The sequence below is a fragment of the Bacillus sp. SIMBA_031 genome (assembly GCF_046535225.1).
Taxonomy (GTDB): Bacteria; Bacillota; Bacilli; order Bacillales; family Bacillaceae; genus Bacillus; species Bacillus velezensis.
Genome location: NZ_JAWRXC010000001.1, coordinates 1,030,624 through 1,054,553, shown reverse-complemented (window position 1 = coordinate 1,054,553; position 23,930 = coordinate 1,030,624). Strand labels below are relative to the sequence as shown.

The following is a 23,930-nucleotide window of genomic DNA, read 5'->3' as shown; positions in this document are numbered from 1 at the left end:
TTTGGTTAACATTAAATTTCAAAGTGAAAGAAAGGAGGGAGATTTAATGCAGGAAGAGACCTATTACAGCGTCAGAATGAGAGCTTCCCGAAACGCCACCCATGAGCAGGGCGGAAAACACATTTCCGGCGGAGAACGGCTCATCACTTACGGCGGTTTACAGGAAGCGGTAGATGGCTTATTACATAAAGGCTTCTCGCACTCAAGAGGGATACCTGATTTTATGCAGATTCAGCTTGAAAGCATTAATGAACCGATCGAAACGATCCGCCCTTTGCCGGTTGCTTTCCATCAAACAGACACGCCGGAAAAAGGACAAGCAATCGCCCGCAAGCTTCTGCAAAAGACGGGGATTCCCCCGCACATGATAGAGAAAGCGTACGAAAACATTGCGGAATATGCAGAAGCAAGAGGAGCGGTTCTGTTTGATATCCGGGCAGGAGAACGCATTGACGGCAGAGGAAATAGAGGTGTGCGGGTATCCCGAGTGGATTGGCCGTCACATGATTTTCAAAAATGGGCTTTTACGCACAACCTGCCGGAAAATTCACGAATAAAAGAAGCACATGCCATCGCGGCAAAAGTTTGCGCATATCCAAGGATTATTGCTGAATTGTGCTGGTCGGATGACCCTGATTACATAACAGGCTACGTTGCCGCAAAAAAGCTGGGATATCAGCGGATTGCCAAGATGAAAAATGCCGGAGATGAAAGCGGCTGCCGGATTTTCTTTACAGATGGCTTCATAGATACGGAGAGCTGTATCCATTTTTTAGAGAAGCAGCCTGTATTCATTCAGCGGGAGGAGAAATGATGAAACAATCAATGATTGAAAAAAGCAAAAAGCATCTTTGGCTGCCTTTCACACAAATGAAAGATTACGATGAAGATCCGTTAATCATTGAAAGCGGAAACGGGATCATGCTGAAAGACATCAGCGGCAAAGAATATTATGACGGCTTCTCTTCAGTATGGCTCAATGTACACGGCCACCGAAAAAAAGAAATGGATGAAGCGATTCAAAAACAGCTTAAAAAAATCGCTCATTCGACCTTGCTGGGTATGACGAACGTTCCCGCAACAGAACTTGCCGAGATGCTGACAGGCATCGCACCGGAAAAGCTGACACGCGTTTTTTACTCCGACAGCGGAGCGGAAGCAATGGAAATCGCTCTGAAAATGGCCTTTCAATACTGGAAAAACATAGGGAGACCCGAGAAACAGACATTTATTTCTATGCAGAACGGCTATCACGGCGATACGATCGGAGCCGTCAGCGTCGGCTCCATTGAACTCTTCCACCATGTGTACGGCCCGCTGATGTTTGAAAGCTACAAAGCCCCGATTCCGTATGTATACAGATCTGAAAGCGGCGACCCCGTACAGTGCCGGGATGAATGCCTTCACGCGCTCGAACAGCTGCTTGCAAAGCATCACGAAGAGATTGCCGCACTTACGATTGAATCGATGGTGCAAGGCGCATCCGGGATGATCGTCATGCCTGAAGGCTTTCTGGCAGGCGTACGAAAGCTGTGTACGGCATATGATGTGTTAATGATCATTGACGAAGTGGCAACGGGGTTCGGCCGCACCGGAAAAATGTTTGCCTGTGAGCATGAAAATGTCCAGCCGGACTTGATGGCGGCAGGGAAAGGCATTACGGGAGGCTATTTGCCGATCGCTGTGACGTTTGCCACAGAAGCCATTTATGAAGCCTTCTACGATGACTACGACAAAATGAAAACATTTTTCCACGGCCATTCCTATACAGGGAATCAGCTTGGCTGTGCCGCGGCAATTGAAAATCTGCGTTTATTCGAATCAGAGCGCATCGTTGAACAAGTCGCCGAAAAATCAAAAACGGCAGCGAAATTTCTTCATAATCTGAAGCAGCTTCCCCATGTCGGCGATGTCCGCCAGCTCGGTTTCATGTGCGGCATAGAGCTTGTGCAGGATAAGGGGACAAAACAGCCTTATCCGCCTGAAAAGCGGATGGGATACAAGGTGTCCTTGAAAATGAGAGAGCTTGGTATGCTGACACGGCCGCTCGGAGACGTCATCGCCTTTCTGCCGCCGCTTGCCAGCACAACCGATCAGTTACAAGCCATGATCTCCATTATGAAAGAAGCGATAGCCGAGGTGACCGGCCGTGGATTTTGACGGATGGCTCCTCGGAAGGCTCGCTGCGGTGAAAAGAGACGGGCTGTATCGGACGCTGCGAACACAGGAAACCGCTCTCAAAACCAAAGGGCAAAAGCGGCAGACCTGGGCGTCCAATGACTATTTAGGCCTGTCAAAAGATGAGCGGCTGATCACAGCCGCGCAAACGGCGCTGAGCCGGTTCGGAGCGGGAAGCGGCGGCTCACGGTTAACGACAGGAAATACTGTGTGGCACGAAAAACTTGAACAAACAATCGCGGACTTTAAACAGACGGAAGCGGCTTTATTGTTTTCAAACGGTTACTTGGCAAATATCGGCGTGCTTGCCTCACTGCCTCAAAAAGGCGATGTCATTTTAAGCGATCAACTGAACCATGCGAGCATTGTTGACGGCTGCCGTTTATCAAAAGCGGAAACCATCGTGTACCGCCATATTGATATGGCTGATCTTGAGAAAAAACTTGCCTCCGTCCAGGCTCGGAACCGCCGCTTTATCGTCACAGACGGCGTCTTCAGCATGGACGGCACCATCGCGCCTCTTGACCGCATAATGGCGCTTGCAAAGCAGTACCAGGCATTTGTGATAGCAGATGACGCGCATGCGACCGGTGTACTTGGGGAAAACGGCGGGGGAACCAGTGACTATTTCGGTGTTTGTCCGGATGTTGTCATCGGCACATTAAGCAAAGCTGTAGGAACGGAAGGCGGTTTTGCCGCGGGATCAAACATTTTCATTGATTTTTTGCTAAATCAGGCGCGGACGTTTATTTTTCAGACGGCCCTCCCGCCGTCAATTTGTGCGGCTTCACATACGGCATTTGACATCATATCAGATATGCACGATACGCGCCGTGAGCTGCAATCATCTGTCAAAACGATAAAAACGCGGCTGACCGATATGGGCTTTACCGTAAGAGGCGGAGATACACCGATTATCCCCGTTATCATCGGTGATGCAAAAACAGCGGTTTCAGCCGCTGCGCTGCTGGAGAAAAAGGGAATCTGCGCCCCGGCCATCCGCCCGCCCGCCGTTCCGGAAGGCGAAAGCAGAATCAGGCTGACCGTTACGGCGGATCGCAGCTTACAGGACATAGACGAACTGACAGAAGCATTTGATTCCATCAGAAAAGAGCTGAATATAAACAAATGAGAAGTTTTTTTGTTACAGGAACAGATACCGGCGTCGGAAAAACCATCGTTTCTTGCGGACTTGCTGCGGCATTCCGGCAGAAACAGGCGGATATCGGAGTGTTTAAGCCGTTTTTAAGCGGTGTGCCGCGGACTCATCCGGAAAGTGACACCTCGCTCTTGAAAGACATGTCACAAACCGCACTGTCTCATGAAGAAATTACGCCATTTGAATGGAAAGAGCCGCTTGCGCCATACACGGCCGCCATGCTTGAGGGGAAATCCGTGAGCATGGCGGATGTCATGGCCCACTGGAGTAAGATCAAAAATCGTCATGAGTGTTTCATCGTCGAGGGGGCAGGCGGCATTTCCGTCCCGCTTGGTGAAAATTACTTAGTCAGTGATCTGATAAAAGCCATGGAATTGCCGGCAGTGATTGTCACCAGGCCTGATCTCGGAACCATCAACCACACATATTTAACCGTTGAATATGCGAAAAACATGGGAATTGAGGTTCTCGGCATTATTATCAACGGCGTAAAGAGCAACCCGGGGCTGGACGAAAAGACAAACCCGAGTATGATTGAAACATTATGCAAAGTTCCGATTTTGGGAATCACACCGAAGCTGGATCACGTTTCACCGGAAAACATTCAACACATGATTGAGAAACATATAGATGTTACCTCTTTCATGAATCTGACACAAATGGGGAGATAAACATGAATCAATGGATGGATCTTGCAGAGAGAGTGCTGAACGGGGCGGAAGTAACGAATCAAGAAGCGCTGGCCATTTTAAATTGTCCTGATGAGGATCTTTTATTGCTGATGCATGCCGCTTTTCATATCAGAAAACGATTTTACGGAAAAAAAGTAAAGCTGAATATGATTATGAATGCAAAATCAGGCCTGTGTCCGGAAAATTGCGGGTACTGTTCACAATCTTCAATATCAAAAGCGCCGATCGAGTCTTATCGGATGGTGGATAAGCATATATTGCTAAAGGGGGCAAAACGCGCCCACGACCTGAATATAGGGACATACTGTATCGTCGCCAGCGGGCGGGGACCGTCAAACAGAGAAGTAGATCAAGTTGTTGATGCTGTCAAAGAAATTAAAGAAACGTACGGTTTAAAAATCTGCGCATGCCTCGGTCTGCTGAAGCCGGAACAGGCAGAGCGGCTGAAACAGGCAGGAGTAGACCGGTACAATCATAACATCAATACATCACAAAGGAATCACTCAAACATTACGACCTCCCACACGTATGACGACAGGGTCAATACAGTGGAAACGGCGAAACAATCGGGGATGTCACCTTGTTCTGGTGTCATCGTCGGCATGAAAGAGACGAAACAGGACGTCATTGATATGGCGAACAGCTTAAAAGCGCTTGACGCCGACAGCATCCCGGTTAATTTTCTGCATGCGATTGACGGAACTCCGTTAGAAGGGGTAAGCGAATTACATCCGGTGTATTGCCTGAAAGTGCTCGCCTTGTTCCGTTTTATCAATCCGTCAAAAGAAATCCGTATCTCAGGAGGCCGGGAAGTCAACCTTCGTTCGCTGCAGCCGCTGGGACTTTATGCCGCAAATTCGATTTTCGTCGGAGATTACTTAACGACAGCAGGGCAGCATGAAACAGAGGATCATCAAATGCTCCATGATTTAGGTTTTGAAGTCGAATCCGTTGAAGAAATGAAAGCCGGCCTGCAATCCGCCTGCAATACGGAGGTATAAGATGACGGCAGGCCAATTGATTGCACATCCATCTCTCCATGCGGATTCGGATTTTTGGAATGACCCTTACCCGTTTTATGACAAACTGCGATCCATTGATCCTGTTTATAAAGGAACATTATTAAAATATCCGGGCTGGTATGTCACCGGGTACAAAGAAGCGGCAGCGATTCTGAAAGACACCCGATTTAAAAACCGCATTCCTCTTCCGGAAGCTTCAACGAAATATCAAAATCTATCGCATATCCAGCACGATATGCTGTTATTTAAAAATCAATCAGACCATAAGCGGATGCGGATGCTTATCGGTAAAGAATTTACCGCAAAGACGGCGGAATCTCTTCGCCCTTGTATAAAAGAAACGGTTCATGACTTGTTGGATCAAGTCCAAATCAAAAAAACCGCGGACCTTGTTTCAGAGTTTGCCTTTCCATTGGCAAGCCTTATCATTGCGGAAATACTCGGAGTGCCGAAAGAGGAGAGATATCAATTCAGACAATGGACGGCAGACGTCATTCAGGCCATTGATCTTACCCGATCAAGAAAGACGTTAGTCAGAGCAAGCGACACCGCAGGCAGGCTCACGTCATATTTCAGAGATTTGATTCACAAGCGGAAAGCTCACCCTCAGCAAGACTTGATCAGCAGGTTTATTATGGAGGAACAGCTTTCAAAAGAGGAAGTGCTCGCGACATGTATCTTACTTGTCATAGCCGGACACGAGACGACGGTAAACCTCATGAGCAACGGTGTGTTTACTTTATTGAAACACCCTGAACAGCTTAGCGCACTGAGAGAAAACCCCTCGCTTATTGAAACTGCAGTTGAGGAGTGTCTGCGCTACGACAGCCCCGCGCAGCTGACGGCACGCACCGCCTCAGAAGACTGCGAAATAAATGGGAAGACCATAAAAAAAGGAGAGCAGGTATATATCCTTTTAGGGGCAGCCAATCGCGATCCAAGCATATTCGATCAGCCTCACAAAATGGATATCCAAAGAAAACCGAATCCGCATCTTGCATTCGGAAAGAACGCCCATTTTTGCATAGGCTCCTCATTAGCGCGAATCGAAGCACAAATTGCAATTCTCACACTGTTTGAGCGGATGCCTAAACTTTGGCTGGCCGCACACCGCCTTGAATACCGCAAGCTCATTGGTTTTAGGTCGCTCAAAGAGCTTCCGGTTGTCATTGGCTGAATGACCATGCAGGAGGGCCGGATTTTATCGGTTCCTCTTGCAGGAAATAAATGAAAGAAAAAAGAATACATATTTATAAAGCAAAAATCCTCTCTGGTCCATCTCACTATCCCTAAAAAAACTCACTGCTCAGCCAATCAATATAATGCAGCAAGGGTCTCCTTTTCTTTTGCCAAAACGGAGAATTCACCATGATGCACATTTTTTCAGCCTCAAAAACTGTGCAAAACCGGCATGTTTTTTGCTTTATTTTCTCGATTTTTGTAAGCGCTTACTAACATTGAGCAGAAAAGAGGGGGATTTGTGGACATTGTTATTATTTTATTGGCATTAGGCATGCTGATGTTTGCGGCTTACCGGGGCTTTTCAGTCATTTTATTCGCTCCGATTTGCGCGCTGTTTGCTGTGCTCCTGACAGATCCAAGCTTCGTACTTCCTTTCTTCTCGAATATATTTATGGAGAAGATGGTAGGATTTATTAAGCTGTATTTTCCCGTATTTCTTTTAGGAGCCGTTTTTGGCAAGGTTGTTGAAATATCAGGGCTCGCTGAGTCGATTGCAAAAACAATCGTCAAGCTTGTAGGAGCAAAAAGAGCCATTCTCGCCATCGTCTTAATGGGTGCGATTTTAACGTACAGCGGCGTCAGTCTCTTCGTAGCGGTGTTTGCCATTTATCCGTTTGCTAAAAACCTATTTATTAAAGCTGATATTCCCAAGCGTCTGATACCCGGTACGATTGCATTGGGCGCCTTTACATTTACAATGGATGCGCTTCCCGGCACACCGCAAATTCAAAATGTCATTCCGACAGCATTTTTTAAAACAAACATTTATGCCGCTCCCTGGCTCGGACTGATTGGTGCAGCATTTGTGCTTACGGCCGGAATGATTTATTTAGAATCCCGGCGCAAAAAAGCGGCCAATGCCGGAGAAGGCTATGCTGGATTTCAATCTGAAGTTTCCGCTGCAGAGGAATCCTCAGGTCTGGCTAATGAAAAACATACGCCTGTTTTACCGCAGGAGGCAGAACCCAGCCCCGCGCGGCAAGTGCTCGCCTTTGTTCCGCTTATCCTTGTGGGAGTCATGAACAAATGCTTCACGATGTGGCTCCCGCATTGGTACCCTGACGGATTTGATTTTGCGCCGCTCGGTTTAGAAGCGTTCGGGAAGGTTGACCTTTCCTCCGTCACTGCGATCTGGTCAGTAGAACTCGCACTGTTCATCGGAATCATGACAACGATTTTGTTCGATTGGAAAAAAGTCCTCTTCAATTTGAAAGAAGGACTGAATGAGGGCATCGGGGGCGCCTTGCTGGCGTCGATGAATACAGGAGCCGAATACGGATTTGGCGGCATCATTGCGGCGCTTCCCGGCTTTAAATTGGTCAGCAGCGGCATATCGCAGACGTTTACTGATCCGCTCGTCAACGGAGCGGTGACGACCACTGCGCTTGCCGGGATTACAGGATCGGCATCAGGAGGAATGGGCATCGCTTTAAGCACGATGTCAGCAGCGTATACAGAAGCAATCAATACATTCCACATCCCGCCGGAGGTCATGCACCGGGTAATTTCGATGGCCTCCGGCGGGATGGACACTCTTCCGCATAATGGCGCCGTCATTACGCTGCTCGCGGTCACCGGGTTGACCCACCGCCAATCTTACAGGGATATCTTTGCCATTACCGTCATTAAAACAGCCGCTGTGTTTGTCATCATCGCCATTTTCAGTCTGACGGGCCTTGTGTAGCCAAAACAGAAAGGGGAAACGAATATGGGAAAAGGAAAAGTGATGGACTCTTATCAAGATACTGCTGCACTGATCAAGGACGGAGACACCCTCATCGCAGGAGGCTTCGGCCTGTGCGGCATTCCGGAACAATTAATTCTCGCGATCAGGGACAGCGGCGTAAAAAACTTGACCGTTGTCAGTAATAACTGCGGTGTTGATGATTGGGGGTTAGGCCTCTTGCTTGCAAACCGGCAGATCAAAAAAATGGTCGCATCCTATGTGGGAGAAAACAAAACCTTTGAACGGCAGTTTTTAAGCGGAGAGCTGGAAGTCGAATTGGTGCCCCAAGGAACGCTCGCAGAAAGAATTCGCGCGGGAGGGGCGGGCATTCCGGCGTTTTATACACCTGCAGGCGTCGGAACATCAGTAGCCGAGGGAAAAGAACATAAGACATTTGACGGACGCACCTATCTTCTGGAGAAAGGGATTACAGGGAACGCCGCCATCGTAAAGGCCTGGAAAGCCGATCCTCTGGGCAACCTGATGTTCAGAAAGACGGCGAGAAATTTCAATCCGCTCGCTGCAATGGCAGGCAAAGTGACGATTGCAGAGGCTGAAGAAATCGTCGATGCCGGAGAGCTTGATCCGGATCAAATTCATACGCCGGGTATTTTTGTGCAGCACGTGCTGCCCGGCGGGATTCATGAAAAACGGATTGAACGCCGCACCGTCCGGCAAGCATGATAAAGGAGGCTGACAGAATGAGAGATAGCAGAAAACGAATGATCAAACGGGCTGTAAAGGAAATAAAGGACGGAATGAATGTGAACTTGGGGATAGGGATGCCGACGCTTGTAGCCAATGAGATACCGAATGATTATAACGTCCTGCTTCAGTCTGAAAACGGCTTGCTCGGGATCGGGCCTTATCCGGCGGAAGGAACGGAGGACCCCGATCTGATCAATGCGGGAAAAGAAACCATTACTGAGGTAAAGGGAGCCTCGTATTTTGACAGTGCCGAATCCTTTGCCATGATTCGCGGCGGCCACATTGATGTAGCGATCCTCGGCGGGATGGAAGTTTCCGAACGGGGAGATTTGGCGAACTGGATGATCCCCGGCAAAATGATCAAAGGAATGGGCGGCGCCATGGACTTGGTCCACGGAGCAAAACGGATTATTGTCATCATGGAGCACGTTAATAAATATGGGGAATCTAAAGTGAGAACAGAATGTACGCTTCCTTTAACCGGCAGGCAGGTGGTCGATCGGCTGATCACAGATTTGGCTGTATTCGATTTTCATGATGGCCGTATGACGCTCACCGAACTGCAGGAAGGTGTAACAATGGAGGAGGTCTTTGAGAAAACAGAAGGTCATTTTACTGTCAGCCAGTCGTTAAAAAACGGGGTCAGACCAAAATGAGGAGGTGCCGTCATGCATTCATTGCTTATTGAAAAAACAGCCGTTGTAACAGGAGCAGCCGGAGGAATCGGGCTTGAAATCGCAAAAGAATTCGCCCGTGAAGGAGCAGCCGTCATCATCTCTGATGTAAACGAACAAGCGGGGAAAGAAGCGGCGGCAAGACTGACAGATGAAGGCTGTGAAGCAGTCAGCATCACATGCGATGTAACAAATGAAAAGCAAGTGGCCGACATGCTGCAGACGGTCGAGAAACAATTCGGACGTCTCGATATCCTTGTGAATAATGCCGGCATTCAGCATGTCGCGCCCATCGAGGAATTTCCCACCGAACAGTTTGAACGGCTCATTCGTCTCATGCTGACCGCGCCATTTATCGCAATGAAGCATGCATTTCCCATTATGAAAAAACAGCAATTCGGTCGAATCATTAATATGGCGTCTGTCAACGGACTGATCGGTTTTCACGGGAAAGCGGCATATAACAGCGCCAAGCACGGCGTCATCGGTTTAACGAAAGTCGGCGCACTTGAAGGCGCGGCTGACGGTATTACCGTCAATGCGCTTTGTCCGGGATATGTGGACACTCAGCTTGTCCGCAATCAGTTAAAGGACATTTCCGCAACAAGGAATGTACCGTACGAGCGGGTGCTTGAGGACGTCATCTTTCCGCTCGTTCCCCAAAAACGGCTGCTGTCAGTGAAGGAAATCGCTGATTATGCCGTATTTTTGGCCAGCGACAAAGCAAAAGGGGTCACAGGTCAGGCCGTAGTCATGGATGGCGGGTATACCGCTCAATAGTTCTTATACTTTTTAAAAAACAGCCGCTCTGAACGGCTGTTTTTTTATGCCTGAAAACCTTGTTCACTCAATAGGCCGATTACTGCGTCAATCGGTATCCAGTCTGGGTCATTCACATGTTCTGCGGCGTATTTCGCCCTTGCGGATTTTCCCCATCCAGATCCATCTCTTGCGCCGCATTTATAATCAAGCGCAATCAGTTTACAATCCTTCACAGATATACAAATGAATTTTTACAATAAACAAAAAATATGTAATTTCTGACACAATAATGCCAATAGCCCTAAAACATATGAAACATGAAGAGCGCGTTCTAAGTGAAGAAGAGCCGGTAACAGGCTCCACGCCGGCTTTCATCATCTCTCTTTAAGACTGATTTTCGGTGAACCCCCCATGTTTTATTTTATGAATAAATATATCTAATTCGTTTGTGAAAACGAACAATAACTCCTCCGAAAGTATTCTATACACATTTGTTATAATCATGCTAGGATGTTAGATAAAGGGATATTTTGTAGGATATTGTATCCCCTGTTCAATATGATCGGAGGAATCTCATGAACAATCTTGCCTTTTTATTTCCTGGACAAGGGTCTCAATTTGTAGGAATGGGCAAACAATTTTGGAATGATTTTGTGCTCGCAAAGAGATTGTTTGAAGAAGCGAGCGATGCGATCTCCTTGGATGTAAAAAAACTGTGTTTTAACGGAGATATGAATGAATTGACAAAGACAATGAACGCGCAGCCCGCTATTTTAACGGTCAGTGTTATTGCTTTTCAAGTGTATATGCAGGAAATAGGGGTGAAGCCCCGCTTCCTGGCAGGCCATAGCTTAGGCGAATATTCAGCGCTTGTCTGTGCCGGCGCCCTTTCTTTTCAGGATGCCGTTACACTTGTAAGGGAGCGGGGAATTCTTATGCAAAATGCGGATCCTCAGCAGCAGGGGGCGATGGCCGCCGTGACTCACCTCTCTCTTCAAACCTTGCAAGAAATATGTTCGAAAGTGTCGACGGAGGACTTTCCGGCAGGTGTAGCCTGCATGAATTCAGAACAGCAGCATGTGATTTCCGGACACCGGCAAGCTGTGGAACGTGTCATCAAGATGGCGGAGAAAAAGGGTGCGGCATACACTTATTTGAATGTCAGTGCGCCTTTTCACAGTTCGATGATACGATCAGCCTCCGAACAATTCCAGACTGTATTACACCAGTATTCCTTCAGGGATGCCGCGTGGCCGATCATTTCAAATGTCACCGCACGCCCTTACAGCAGCGGAAATTCGATCAGCGAACATCTCAAGCAGCACATGACGATGCCGGTTAGATGGACAGAATCGATGCATTACTTGCTTTTACATGGAGTCACAGAAGTCATCGAAATGGGTCCGAACAATGTCTTAGCCGGTCTGCTGAGAAAAACAACGAATCACATTGTACCTTATCCCTTAGGACAGACATCTGATGTTCCCCCGCTTTCCAATTCAGCGGAAAGAAAGAAACATATTGTCCATTTACACAAAAAACAACTGAATAAATTGATGATTCAATCCGTCATTGCGCGAAATTACAACAAGGATTCAGCGGCTTATTCCAATATGACGACGCCATTATTTACGCAAATCCAAGAGCTGAAAGAGAGAATGAAAAGGCATGAAGACGTGCTTTCAGAACAAGAACTCGAACATTCGATCCATTTATGCAAATTAATTTGTGAAGCTAAACAGCTTCCGGCTTGGGAAGAATTGCGGATTTTAAAATAAAGCGCCCAGGAGGGGACCTATGTATACCAGTCAATTCCAAACCTTAGTAGAAGTCATTCGGGAAAGAAGCAATATCTCTGATCGCGGGATCCGTTTTATCGAATCCGATAAAAACGAGACGGTTGTCTCTTATCGCCAATTGTTTGAAGAGGCGCAAGGGTATCTTGGCTATTTACAGCATCTCGGCATTAAGCCGAAGCAGGAAATTGTATTTCAAATCCAAGAAAACAAATCATTTGTCGTTGCTTTTTGGGCTTGTATATTAGGAGGAATGATCCCGGTGCCGGTCAGTATCGGAGAAGATGATGACCATAAGCTGAAGGTCTGGCGCATTTGGAATATATTAAATCATCCGTTTCTGATTGCCTCTGAAAAAGTATTGGACAAAATAAAGAAATACGCTGCAGAACACGATTTACAGGATTTTCATCATCAATTAAACGAAAAATCTGACATCATTCAAGATCAAACCTACGATTACCCCGCTTCATTTTATGAACCTGATGCGGCTGAACTCGCCTTTATCCAATTTTCTTCCGGATCGACAGGAGATCCAAAAGGAGTCATGTTAACGCATCACAACTTAATACATAACACGTGCGCCATTGGGACTGCCCTACACGTTCATTCGAAAGACTCTTTCTTATCATGGATGCCTTTAACGCATGATATGGGGCTCATCGCCTGCCACCTTGTTCCCTTCATAACCGGAATCAATCAAAATCTAATGCCTACAGAGTTATTTATTCGCAGACCTATTCTTTGGATGAAAAAAGCTCATGAACATAAAGCCAGTATTCTATCATCTCCTAATTTCGGGTACAACTACTTCCTTAAATTTCTGAAAAACGAACCAGACTGGGATTTATCCCACATCAAGGTCATCGCAAACGGTGCAGAACCGATATTGCCGGAGCTGTGTGACGAATTTTTGAAAAGATGCGCAGCATTCAATCTGAAAAGATCCGCTATTTTGAATGTTTACGGTTTAGCGGAAGCTTCGGTTGGCGCAGCGTTTTCTAAAATAGGTAAAGAATTCGTTCCCGTTTATTTGCATCGTGACTATTTAAATCTTGGTGAAAGAGCTGTAAAAGTCAGCAAAGAGGATCAAAATTGCGCTTCATTCGTCGAGGTGGGACAACCTATTGACTATTGTCAGCTTCGGATCTCCGATGAAACAAATGAAAGAGTAGAAGACGGAATCATCGGCCATATCCACATCAAAGGAGACAATGTGACGCAAGGGTATTATAACAACCCAGAGAGTACGGAAAAAGCGCTGACTTCTGACGGCTGGGTAAAAACGGGAGACCTCGGATTCATTAGTGAAAGTGGTAACTTAGTCGTAACCGGAAGAGAAAAGGACATCATTTTCGTGAACGGAAAAAATATCTATCCGCACGATATTGAACGGGTCGCGATTGAAATGGAAGAGGTTGACTTAGGAAGGGTTGCCGCCTGCGGTGTATATGATCAAAAGACGCAAAGCGGAGAAATTGTGCTCTTTGTTGTTTACAAAAAATCACCTGAAAAATTCGCACCGCTTGTCAAAGAGATAAAAAAACATTTGTACAAGCGGGGCGGCTGGAGCATAAAAGAAGTCCTTCCGATCCGAAAACTCCCTAAAACAACCAGCGGAAAGGTTAAACGCTACGAACTTGCCAGACAGTATGAGGCAGGGAATTTTTCAACAGAGTCTGCCGCTATCAATGAATGTTTGGAGAGCAGCCCGGAAACATCCGGACAGACACCCATTCATGAGATAGAAACGGAATTGCTGTCTATCTTTTCCGAAGTACTCGATGGGAAAAAGGTTCACCTTGCTGACAGTTATTTTGATATGGGAGCAAATTCATTACAGTTATCGCAGATTGCCGAGCGCATAGAACAGAAATTCGGACGCGAGCTTGCCGTTTCAGATCTCTTTACGTATCCTTCTATCACTGATTTAGCGGTATATCTGTCTGAAAGCCGGGCTGAAATCAAGCAGGACGCAGCAGCGAAACCAAGCCATGTGACACCGAAAGATATCGCCATTATCGGGATGTCGCTCAATGTTCCGGGAGCGTCAACAAAAAGTGATTTTTGGAATCTGCTTAAAAAAGGTGAGCACAGCATTCGAGAATACCCCGAATCCCGGCTGAAAGATGCGGCGGATTATTTAAAGTCCATCCAAAGCGAGTTCAATGAGAGTCAGTTTGTGAAGGGCGGCTATTTAGATGAAATCGACCGCTTTGATTATTCGTTCTTCGGTTTAGCTCCTAAAGCGGCTCAGTTTATGGACCCTAACCAAAGACTGTTTTTGCAGTCTGCATGGCATGCGATTGAAGATGCGGGCTATGCCGGCGGCAGCATGAACGGGAGCCGTGTCGGGGTATATGCGGGGTACTCGAAGGTGGGCTACGATTATGAACGTCTTCTTTCTGCGAATTATCCGGAGGAACTTCATCAATATATCGTGGGCAATCTCCCTTCCGTACTAGCCAGCCGAATCGCTTATTTCTTAAATTTAAAAGGGCCGGCGGTCACAGTGGATACGGCATGCTCCTCATCGCTTGCCGCCGTTCATATGGCATGTAAATCTTTAATGTCCGGCGATTGTGAAATGGCTCTTGCCGGCGGTATCCGGACATCGCTCTTGCCGATCTGTATCGGACTTGATATGGAATCTTCGGACGGGTACACGAAAACGTTCAGCAAAGATTCAGACGGCACGGGCACAGGTGAAGGCGCGGCCGCAGTCCTGCTAAAACCTTTGCAGGATGCTGTTCGCGACGGAGACCATATTTACGGCGTAATCAAGGGAAGCGCGCTGAATCAAGACGGAACAACCGCCGGGATTACAGCACCGAATCCGACAGCTCAGACTGAGGTCATTGAGACGGCTTGGAAAGACGCGGGCATTGCTCCTGAAACACTGTCTTTCATCGAAGCGCATGGCACCGGAACGAAGCTCGGCGATCCGGTTGAATTTAACGGGCTTTGTAAAGCGTTTGAAAAGTATACGGCAAAAAAACAATTTTGTGCGATTGGTTCTGTTAAATCGAACATCGGCCATTTGTTTGAAGCGGCAGGCATCGTCGGGCTGATCAAATCTGTCCTCATGCTGAATCACAAGAAAAATCCGCCGTTAGCGCACTTTAATGAACCTAATCCGCTCATTCATTTTCACTCTTCACCATTTTATGTGAATCAGGAAGTTTCGGAGTTCACATCCGGTGATGAGCCGCTGCGAGGCGGAGTCAGCTCATTTGGCTTTAGCGGAACAAACGCTCATGTGGTATTGGAAGAATATATTTCTAAAAGTGAGTATGCGCCCGAGGATGAACATGGGCCGCACCTATTTGTTTTATCCGCTCATACTGAAAAATCACTCTATGAACTCGCACAGCAGTACCGGCAATATGTATCGGATGACAGCCAAGCTTCATTAAAGTCCATTTGCTATACAACCAGTACGGGCAGGGCTCATTTGGATCATGGCATTGCCATGATTGTATCCGGTAAGCAAGAATTATCGGATAAGCTGACCCGCCTGATTCAGGGAGACAGAAACCTTCCCGGTGTATACATCGGTTACAAGAATATGAAGGAAATGCTGCCTGCTCATAAAGAAGAGCTGAATCAACAAGCAGCCGCTCTGATTAAGCAGCGTTTACGTACGCAAGATGAACGGATCACATGGCTGCATCGCGCAGCCGAATTATTTGTGCAAGGAGCCGTTATCGATTGGCACGCGCTTTATTCCGGTGAAACTGTACAAAAGACGCCATTGCCCCTGTATCCGTTTGAACGGAGCCGATGCTGGGCTGAAGCTGACCAATTGCGCTTAAACGAGGACGAAAAGAGAGGAGAAGCGGCATTGAATATCAATCAATCGAAGGCGCATATTGAATCCTTCCTGAAAACTGTAATCAGCAATGCTTCGGGGATCAGGGGAGAGGAACTCGATCTGAATGCTCATTTTATCGGGCTCGGAATGGATTCTATCATGCTGTCACAGGTCAAAAAAGCCATCGCGGACGAATTTGGGGTAGATATCCCGATGGATCGTTTTTTTGATACGTTGACCAACCTTCAAAGTGTCATAGATTACTTGGCTGATACCGTTCCATCGTCCTTTGCATCCGCTCCGCCTCAAGAGAATGTTCCGGCGCAGGAAAAACAGGTCATTTCAGAAGCGCAGCCTGAATCGGATCGCAGAGATGGTCATCAAGAGCATACGCTCGAAAAAATAATCACATCTCAAAATCAATTAATTCAGGATGCCTTGCAAGCTCAATTAAATAGCTTTAATTTGCTGAGAAACAGCGGACATCATTCCGACGAGAAAGAATACGCTAAAGCGCAAGAGAAATCAATTCCTTCTGTCAAGCAGGGGCCTCCGACCGTCACTGCAGAACAGAAAGCGGCTCAAGAAGCGAAACCCTATGTTCCTTTCCAGCCTCAGAACCTGAATGATCAGGGACACTATACCGCACGGCAAAACCAATACTTAGAAGACTTCATCAAGAAATACGCAGATAAAACGAAAGGTTCCAAACAATATACGGACAACACCCGATTTGCTCATGCAAACAACCGCAATTTGTCCAGCTTCCGTTCGTATTGGAAGGAAATCGTATACCCGATTATCGCCGAACGTTCTGACGGTTCTAAAATGTGGGATATTGACGGAAATGAATATATCGATATCACCATGGGATTCGGGGTTAACCTTTTCGGGCATCATCCTTCCTTTATTACACAGGTTATCGATGATTCAACCCGTTCATCATTGCCTCCGCTCGGCCCGATGTCAGATGTCGCCGGTGAAGTTGCCGACCGGATCCGCACATGTACCGGAGTGGAAAGGGTCGCTTTCTATAATTCCGGAACAGAGGCCGTCATGGTTGCCCTGCGTTTGGCGCGGGCGGCAACAGGAAGAAAGAAAGTCGTGGCGTTCTCAGGATCTTATCACGGGACGTTTGACGGCGTATTAGGGGTTGCCGGCACAAAAGGCGGGGCTGCGTCTGCGAATCCGCTGGCTCCGGGCATATTGCAGAGCTTTATGGATGATTTGATTATTTTACATTACAACAATCCCGATTCGCTGGATGTGATCCGCAGTCTTGGTGATGAATTGGCAGCCGTACTGGTGGAACCGGTACAAAGCCGCAGACCGGATTTGCAGCCGCAGGCATTTTTGAAAGAATTACGGGCAATCACGCAGCAATCCGGAACAGCTCTGATTATGGATGAAATTATTACCGGATTTCGGATCGGTCTTGGCGGCGCACAGGAATGGTTCGGCATTCAGGCTGATTTAGTGACCTACGGAAAAATCATCGGCGGCGGACAGCCATTAGGGGTAGTTGCCGGAAAAGCTGAGTTCATGAATGCGATCGACGGGGGTACCTGGCAGTATGGGGACGATTCCTACCCGCAAGACGAGGCGAAACGCACGTTTGTGGCCGGCACCTTCAATACTCACCCGCTTACCATGAGGATGTCATTAGCCGTCCTTCGCCATTTACAAACCGAAGGAGAACATCTGTATGAGCAGCTTAATCAAAAAACAGCCTACCTGGTCGATGAGCTGAATCGCTGCTTCGAACAAGCGCAAGTGCCTATCCGCATGGTTCGATTCGGTTCTTTATTCCGGTTTGTCTCATCGCTTGATAATGACTTGTTCTTTTACCATCTCAACTATAAAGGGGTCTATGTATGGGAGGGACGCAACTGCTTCTTGTCTGCGGCGCATACCGCGGATGATATCGAAAATATTATTCAAGCGGTGAAAGACACGGTGGAGGATCTTCGCCGAGGCGGATTTATTCCGGAAGGCCCGGATTCCCCTGATGGCGGAGGCCGTAAAAAGTCCGGGACGCGCGAGCTTTCACCTGAACAAAAGCAGTTGGTTATGGCATCCCATTACGGGAATGAAGCTTCCTCCGCTTTAAACCAGTCCATTATGCTGAAAGTGAAGGGCGAACTGCAACATACACCATTAAAACAAGCCGTACGGCATATCGTTGACCGTCATGAAGCTTTACGTACGGTGATTCATCCCGATGACGAGGTACAGCAAGTGCAGGAACGGATGAATATAGAAATACCTGTCATTGATTTTACCGGTCTCCCGCATGAACATCGGGAGCCGGAAATCCAAAAATGGCTGACAGAAGATGCCAAGCGGCCGTTTCATTTCCATGAACAAAAGCCTTTGTTTAGAATCCATGTACTTACATCGGCTCACAATGAACATCTGATTGTGCTCACGTTCCATCATATCATTGCCGATGGATGGTCAATCGCCGTTTTTGTTCAAGAACTGGAGAGCAACTACGCGGCTATAGTACAAGGAAAACCGATTTCACCGAAAGAGGCAGATGTTTCGTTTCGCCAATACTTAGACTGGCAGCAGGCACAGATTGACAGCGGCCATTATGAAGAAGGGGTCCGTTATTGGCGGCGTCATTTCTCTGAACCGATACAGCAGCCAATTCTGCCAAGCACAGCTTCTGTCCGTTATCCGAACGGGTATGAGGGAGACCGGTGTACCGTCAGGCTTGGACGGCCATTGAGCGAGGCTTTAAGGTCATTAAGCATTCAGATGAAAAATAGCGTATTTGTGACGATGCTGGGCGCACTTCATCTTTTTCTGCACCGGCTTACCAAACAGTCAGGCCTTGTGATCGGGATCCCCGCAGCAGGTCAATCGCATATGAAACAGCATGCTCTGATTGGAAATTGCGTCAATATGATTCCGGTGAAGAACACGTCTTCTTCAGAAAGCACTTTATCCGGTTATCTTGGCAGTATGAAAGAAAGCGTGAATCTTGCAATGCGGCACCAAGCCGTCCCGATGACATTGGTGGCCAGAGAGCTTCCGCACGATCAAGTGCCGGATATGCGTATTATCTTTAATTTAGACAGACCTTTTCGAAAGCTGCATTTCGGAAAGGCGGAAGCGGAGCCCGTTGCATACCCGGTAAAATGCACCCTGTACGATTTATTTCTGAACATAACAGATGCGCATCAAGAATATGTTCTTGATTTCGACTTTAATACGAACGTCATCAGTCCGGAAATCATGAAAAAGTGGGGAGCGGGTTTTACAAAATTGCTGCAAAAAATGGTTGAGGGAGATTCAATCCCTCTTGACGCCATGATGATGTTTTCCGATGAAGAACAGCATGATTTACAAGCACTTTACGCCGAACACCAGAAGCGGGTCTCTTCAATAGGAAGCAATACGGCAAATTTTACTGAAGCCTACGAGGCGCCGGTAAATGAAACGGAGCGGCAGCTGGCGCGGATTTGGGAGGAACTTTTCGGCCTTGAACGGGTCGGCAGATCAGACCGCTTCCTGGCTCTGGGGGGAAACTCACTCCAGGCGACGCTTATGCTTTCCAAAGTTCAGAAGACATTTCATCAAAAGGTTTCCATCGGACAATTTTTCAATCACCAGACTGTTAAGGAATTAGCACGTTTCATTCAGAACGAAACGAAAGTCGTACACCTCCCGATGAAGACTGCTGAGAAAAAAGCGTATTACCCGACATCGCCGGCGCAGCAAAGAGTATATTTCCTGCACCAGCTGGAACCGGATCAGCTGGCGCAAAATATGTTCGGCCACATATCAATAACAGGGAAGTACGATGAGCAAGCCCTGATCTCATCTCTTCAACAAGTGATGCAGCGGCACGAAGCGTTTCGCACGTATTTCGACATTATAGATGGCGATATCGTTCAGAAACTTGAAAACGAAGTTGATTTTAACATTCATGTCCGGACAATGAGCCGGGATGAATTTGATGCCTATTCAGACCGGTTTGTAAAACCGTTCCGCCTGGACCAAGCTCCGTTAGTTCGTGCGGAGCTGATCAAGATTGAAAACGAGCAGGCCGAACTGCTCATCGATATGCATCATATCATTTCGGACGGTTATTCCGTCAACATCCTTACAAATGAATTGCTGGCTTTATATCATCAGAAACCATTACCGGACATTGAATTTGAATATAAAGATTTCGCAGAATGGCAAAACCAACGGATGAATGACGATGCCATGAAGCGGCAGGAGACATATTGGCTGGAACAATTTCAAGACGAAATTCCCATCCTTGACCTGCCGACAGACGGTTCAAAAGCGGCAGAACGGTCTTCTGAGGGACAGCGTGTGACATGCTCCTTACAGCCGGATGTCATCCGTTCGCTTCAAGACTTGGCACAAAAGGCGGAAACCACTCTCTATACGGTGCTTCTGGCCGCCTATAATGTGCTGCTTCATAAATATACGGGACAAGAAGACATTGTCGTTGGCACGCCTGCATCAGGAAGAAATCATCCGGATATCGAAAAGATCATCGGTATTTTCATACAAACCATTGGAATCCGGACGAAGCCGCACGCCAATAGAACGTTTACGGATTATCTGGAAGAAGTAAAGCGGCAGACGCTTGACGCTTTCGAAAACCAAGACTATCCATTCGACCGGCTTGTGGAGAAATTAAATGTACAGCGGGAAACAACCGGAAAGTCTCTGTTTAACACGATGTTTGTGTTTCAAAACATTGAATTTCATGAAATCCGGCACAATGAATGTACATTTAAAGTGAAAGAACGAAATCCAGGGGTCTCTTTATATGATTTGATGCTCACGATCGAAGATGCCGGTCAACAGATAGAGATGCATTTTGATTATAGACCGGGACGATTCACAAAAGACACCATTGAACAGATCACCAGACACTATACCGCCATTTTAAACAGCCTTGCTGAGCAGCCGGAGATGACATTGTCTTCTGTTCCTATGCTGTCTGAAACCGAACGTCATCAACTGCTGACGGAGTGTAATGGCACAAAGACGCCGTATCCGCATAAGGAAACGGTATATCGGTGGTTTGAAATGCAGGCGGAACAGAGTCCCGATCATGAAGCCGTTATTTTTGGCAATGAGCGTTATACGTACAGACAGCTCAATGAACGGGCGAACCGATTGGCGCGGACGTTACGGACAAAAGGCGTACTAGCGGATCAATTCGTTGCCATCATCAGCCCGCATCGGATCGAGCTGATTGTCGGAATTTTGGCTGTTCTGAAAGCCGGCGGCGCATACGTGCCCATTGATCCTGAATATCCGGAAGATCGGATCCAATATATGCTGAGAGATTCAAGAGCGGAGGTTGTGTTGACACAGCGCAGCCTGCTGGATCAATTACCGTATGATGGTGACATTGTGCTTTTGGATGAGGAAAACTCATACCATGAGGATCACTCGAATCTTGAATCGGAGAGCGATGCGCATGATTTGGCCTACATGATCTATACGTCAGGTTCCACGGGAAATCCAAAAGGTGTACTCATTGAGCATCAGGGGCTGGCCAATTATATTTGGTGGGCGAAAGAGGTTTATGTAAGAGGTGAGAAAACCAACTTCCCATTATACTCTTCCATCTCTTTCGATCTGACTGTGACCTCGATATTTACACCGCTGGTTACGGGAAATACCATCATTGTCTTTGCCGGCGAAGATAAAAGCGCTGTGCTTTCTGAGATTATGCGGGACTCAAGAATAGACATAATCAAATTGACCCCGGCACATCTGCACGTTATCAAGGAGATGAACATCGCTGGCGGCACCGCAATACGGAAAATGATTGTCGGCGGAGAAAATTTAAGCACCAGTCTGGCCAAAAGTGTCAGCGAGCAGTTTAAAGGCCGGCTGGACATTTTCAATGAATACGGACCGACGGAAGCTGTCGTCGGATGTATGATTTATCACTTCGACGCAGAACGGGACAAGCGGGAATTTGTACCGATCGGCACTCCGGCTGCCAACACGGATATTTATGTGGCCGATGCAAGCAGAAACCTGGTTCCGATCGGGGTAATCGGCGAAATATATATCAGCGGACCGGGTGTTGCCAGAGGGTATTGGAACCGCCCGGATTTAACGGCAGAGAAATTTGTTGAAAACCCGTATGTCCCGGGAGCGAAGATGTACAAATCAGGGGATTTGGCTAAGCGATTGAAGGACGGAAATCTTGTATATATTGGGCGCGTTGATGAACAAGTCAAAATCAGGGGACACCGAATCGAGCTTGGTGAAATTGAAGCAGCAATGCATAACGCGGAAGCGGTGCAAAAAGCCGCGGTTACAGTGAAAGAAGAAGAAGACGGCTTAAAACAATTATGCGCGTATTACGTAAGCGACAAGCCTATAGCGGCTGCGCAGCTTAGGGAACAATTGTCATCGCAGCTTCCGGACTACATGGTTCCGTCCTATTTTGTCCATCTGGAGCATATGCCGTTAACATCCAACGGGAAAATAAACCGTAAGGCACTGCCTGCACCGAAAGCGAGTCTGCAGCAGACAGCTGAATATGTTCCGCCGGGTAATGAGACGGAGTCCAAACTGACAGATTTATGGAAGGAAGTGCTCGGAATAAGCCATGCGGGGATCAAACATAATTTCTTTGATCTCGGAGGCAACTCCATCCGAGCGGCTGCCTTAGCCGCCAGAATTCACAAAGAGCTGGATGTGAATCTGTCTCTCAAAGACATATTCAAGTTTCCTACCATTGAACAATTGGCTGACAAGGCGTTACACATGGACAAAAATCGATATGTACCGATTCCGGTTGCAAAGGAAATGCCATATTATCCGGTTTCTTCAGCTCAGAGGCGGATGTATTTGTTAAGTCACACAGAAGGCGGCGAGCTGACTTACAATATGACGGGTGCCATGAATGTGGAGGGGACGATCGATCCCGAACGGTTAAACGCCGCTTTCCGAAAATTAATCGCGCGTCATGAAGCGTTGCGGACCAGCTTTGATTTATATGAAGGCGAGCCGGCACAGCGTATTCATCAGAACGTCGACTTTACGATAGAACGAATTCAAGCAAGCGAAGAAGAAGCGGAAGACCGTGTGCTTGATTTCATCAAAGCGTTTGACTTAGCCAAACCGCCGCTGATGCGGGCCGGACTGATTGAAATTGAACCTGCGCGGCACGTGCTTGTGGTTGATATGCATCATATCATTTCTGACGGCGTGTCCGTCAATATTCTGATGAAAGATTTAAGCCGAATCTACGAGGGGAACGAACCGGACCCGCTCTCTATTCAATATAAAGACTTTGCAGTTTGGCAGCAATCGGACATTCAGAAACGGAACATCAAGAGCCAGGAAGCGTATTGGCTGGATCAGTTTCACGGTGATATTCCTGTACTGGATATGCCTGCGGATTATGAGAGACCTGCCATACGCGATTACGAAGGCGAATCATTTGAATTTCTTATACCCGAACACTTGAAACAGCGTTTAAGCCAAATGGAAGAAGACACAGGAGCAACACTGTATATGATTTTATTGGCAGCCTATACGATTCTTTTATCCAAATACAGCGGACAAGAAGATATTATCGTAGGAACGCCATCTGCCGGGCGGACTCATTTGGATGTAGAGCCGGTCGTGGGAATGTTCGTCAATACGTTAGTCATTCGCAATCACCCGGCGGGCCGTAAAACATTTGATGCCTACTTAAACGAAGTAAAAGAAAACATGCTGAACGCCTATAAAAATCAAGACTATCCATTGGAAGAATTAATTCAGCATCTGCATCTTCCAAAAGATTCAAGCCGTAATCCTTTATTCGATACGATGTTTGTGCTGCAAAATCTTGATCATGCTGAATTGACTTTCGATTCCCTTCAAATCAAGCCGTATCCATTTCATCATCCGGTTGCCAAATTCGATTTGACCTTGTCGATTCAGGCGGACCGCGACAACTATCACGGACTGTTTGAATATTCGAAAAAACTGTTTAAGAAAAGCAGAATCGAGGTTTTATCAAACGACTACTTACACATCCTATCGGCGATTTTGGAACAGCCAAGCATTCTAATCGAACATATCGGATTGAGCGGCAGCAATGAGGAAGAAGAGAACGCGCTTGATTCTATTCAATTGAACTTTTAGGGAAAAGCATTATTTCTTTAA

At 47.1% G+C, this 23,930-nt stretch carries 12 protein-coding genes; all 12 read left to right on the top strand.

Features of this window, described 5'->3' with window-relative positions:
* The first annotated feature begins 46 nt into the window (after positions 1-46).
* The 12 genes from SB724_RS04830 to bamA all read left to right on the top strand — a co-directional run bounded on the left by SB724_RS04830 (position 47) and on the right by bamA (position 23,909).
* Positions 47-814, top strand: a complete 768-nt coding sequence (locus SB724_RS04830) for a 6-carboxyhexanoate--CoA ligase (protein WP_410570277.1) — start codon at positions 47-49, stop codon at positions 812-814.
* The gene (bioA, locus tag SB724_RS04825; RefSeq protein ID WP_410570275.1) at positions 814-2,160 is read left to right on the top strand and encodes an adenosylmethionine--8-amino-7-oxononanoate transaminase; all 1,347 of its coding nucleotides are present in this window, start codon (positions 814-816) and stop codon (positions 2,158-2,160) included. The genes SB724_RS04830 and bioA overlap by 1 nt, the downstream gene beginning before the upstream one ends.
* The gene (bioF, locus tag SB724_RS04820; protein ID WP_410570273.1) at positions 2,150-3,310 is read left to right on the top strand and encodes an 8-amino-7-oxononanoate synthase; all 1,161 of its coding nucleotides are present in this window, start codon (positions 2,150-2,152) and stop codon (positions 3,308-3,310) included. Before bioA ends, bioF begins: the two co-directional genes overlap by 11 nt.
* The gene (gene bioD / locus SB724_RS04815; protein ID WP_044802960.1) at positions 3,307-4,008 is read left to right on the top strand and encodes a dethiobiotin synthase; all 702 of its coding nucleotides are present in this window, start codon (positions 3,307-3,309) and stop codon (positions 4,006-4,008) included. The genes bioF and bioD overlap by 4 nt, the downstream gene beginning before the upstream one ends.
* 2 nt (positions 4,009-4,010) lie before the next feature.
* Positions 4,011-5,030 (top strand): biotin synthase BioB, encoded by a 1,020-nt coding sequence (bioB, locus tag SB724_RS04810; protein ID WP_410570271.1) that lies wholly within the window; start codon positions 4,011-4,013, stop codon positions 5,028-5,030.
* Between the two features lies 1 nt (position 5,031).
* Entirely contained in the window at positions 5,032-6,228 is a 1,197-nt protein-coding gene (locus SB724_RS04805) for a cytochrome P450 (RefSeq protein ID WP_410570269.1), read from the top strand.
* 303 nt (positions 6,229-6,531) lie between these two features.
* Positions 6,532-7,977 carry a GntP family permease gene (locus SB724_RS04800; RefSeq protein ID WP_410570267.1) on the top strand — a complete coding sequence of 482 codons (1,446 nt, stop codon included), beginning with the start codon at positions 6,532-6,534 and terminating at the stop codon, positions 7,975-7,977.
* Between the two features lie 24 nt (positions 7,978-8,001).
* Positions 8,002-8,703: a CoA transferase subunit A gene (locus SB724_RS04795; protein WP_410570265.1), complete on the top strand. Its 702-nt coding sequence runs from the start codon at positions 8,002-8,004 to the stop codon at positions 8,701-8,703.
* 17 nt (positions 8,704-8,720) lie between these two features.
* On the top strand, positions 8,721-9,383 hold the full coding sequence (locus SB724_RS04790) for a CoA transferase subunit B (RefSeq protein ID WP_007410136.1): 663 nt from the start codon (positions 8,721-8,723) through the stop codon (positions 9,381-9,383).
* Between the two features lie 12 nt (positions 9,384-9,395).
* Positions 9,396-10,181, top strand: coding sequence for a 3-hydroxybutyrate dehydrogenase (locus SB724_RS04785; protein WP_007410137.1), 786 nt, complete (start codon positions 9,396-9,398; stop codon positions 10,179-10,181).
* A gap of 557 nt (positions 10,182-10,738) precedes the next feature.
* Positions 10,739-11,941 carry a bacillomycin D biosynthesis malonyl-CoA transacylase BamD gene (gene bamD / locus SB724_RS04780; protein WP_410570262.1) on the top strand — a complete coding sequence of 401 codons (1,203 nt, stop codon included), beginning with the start codon at positions 10,739-10,741 and terminating at the stop codon, positions 11,939-11,941.
* Positions 11,942-11,960: 19 nt separating this feature from the next.
* Entirely contained in the window at positions 11,961-23,909 is an 11,949-nt protein-coding gene (gene bamA / locus SB724_RS04775) for a bacillomycin D hybrid PKS/NRPS BamA (RefSeq protein ID WP_410570260.1), read from the top strand.
* Positions 23,910-23,930 lie beyond the last annotated feature (21 nt).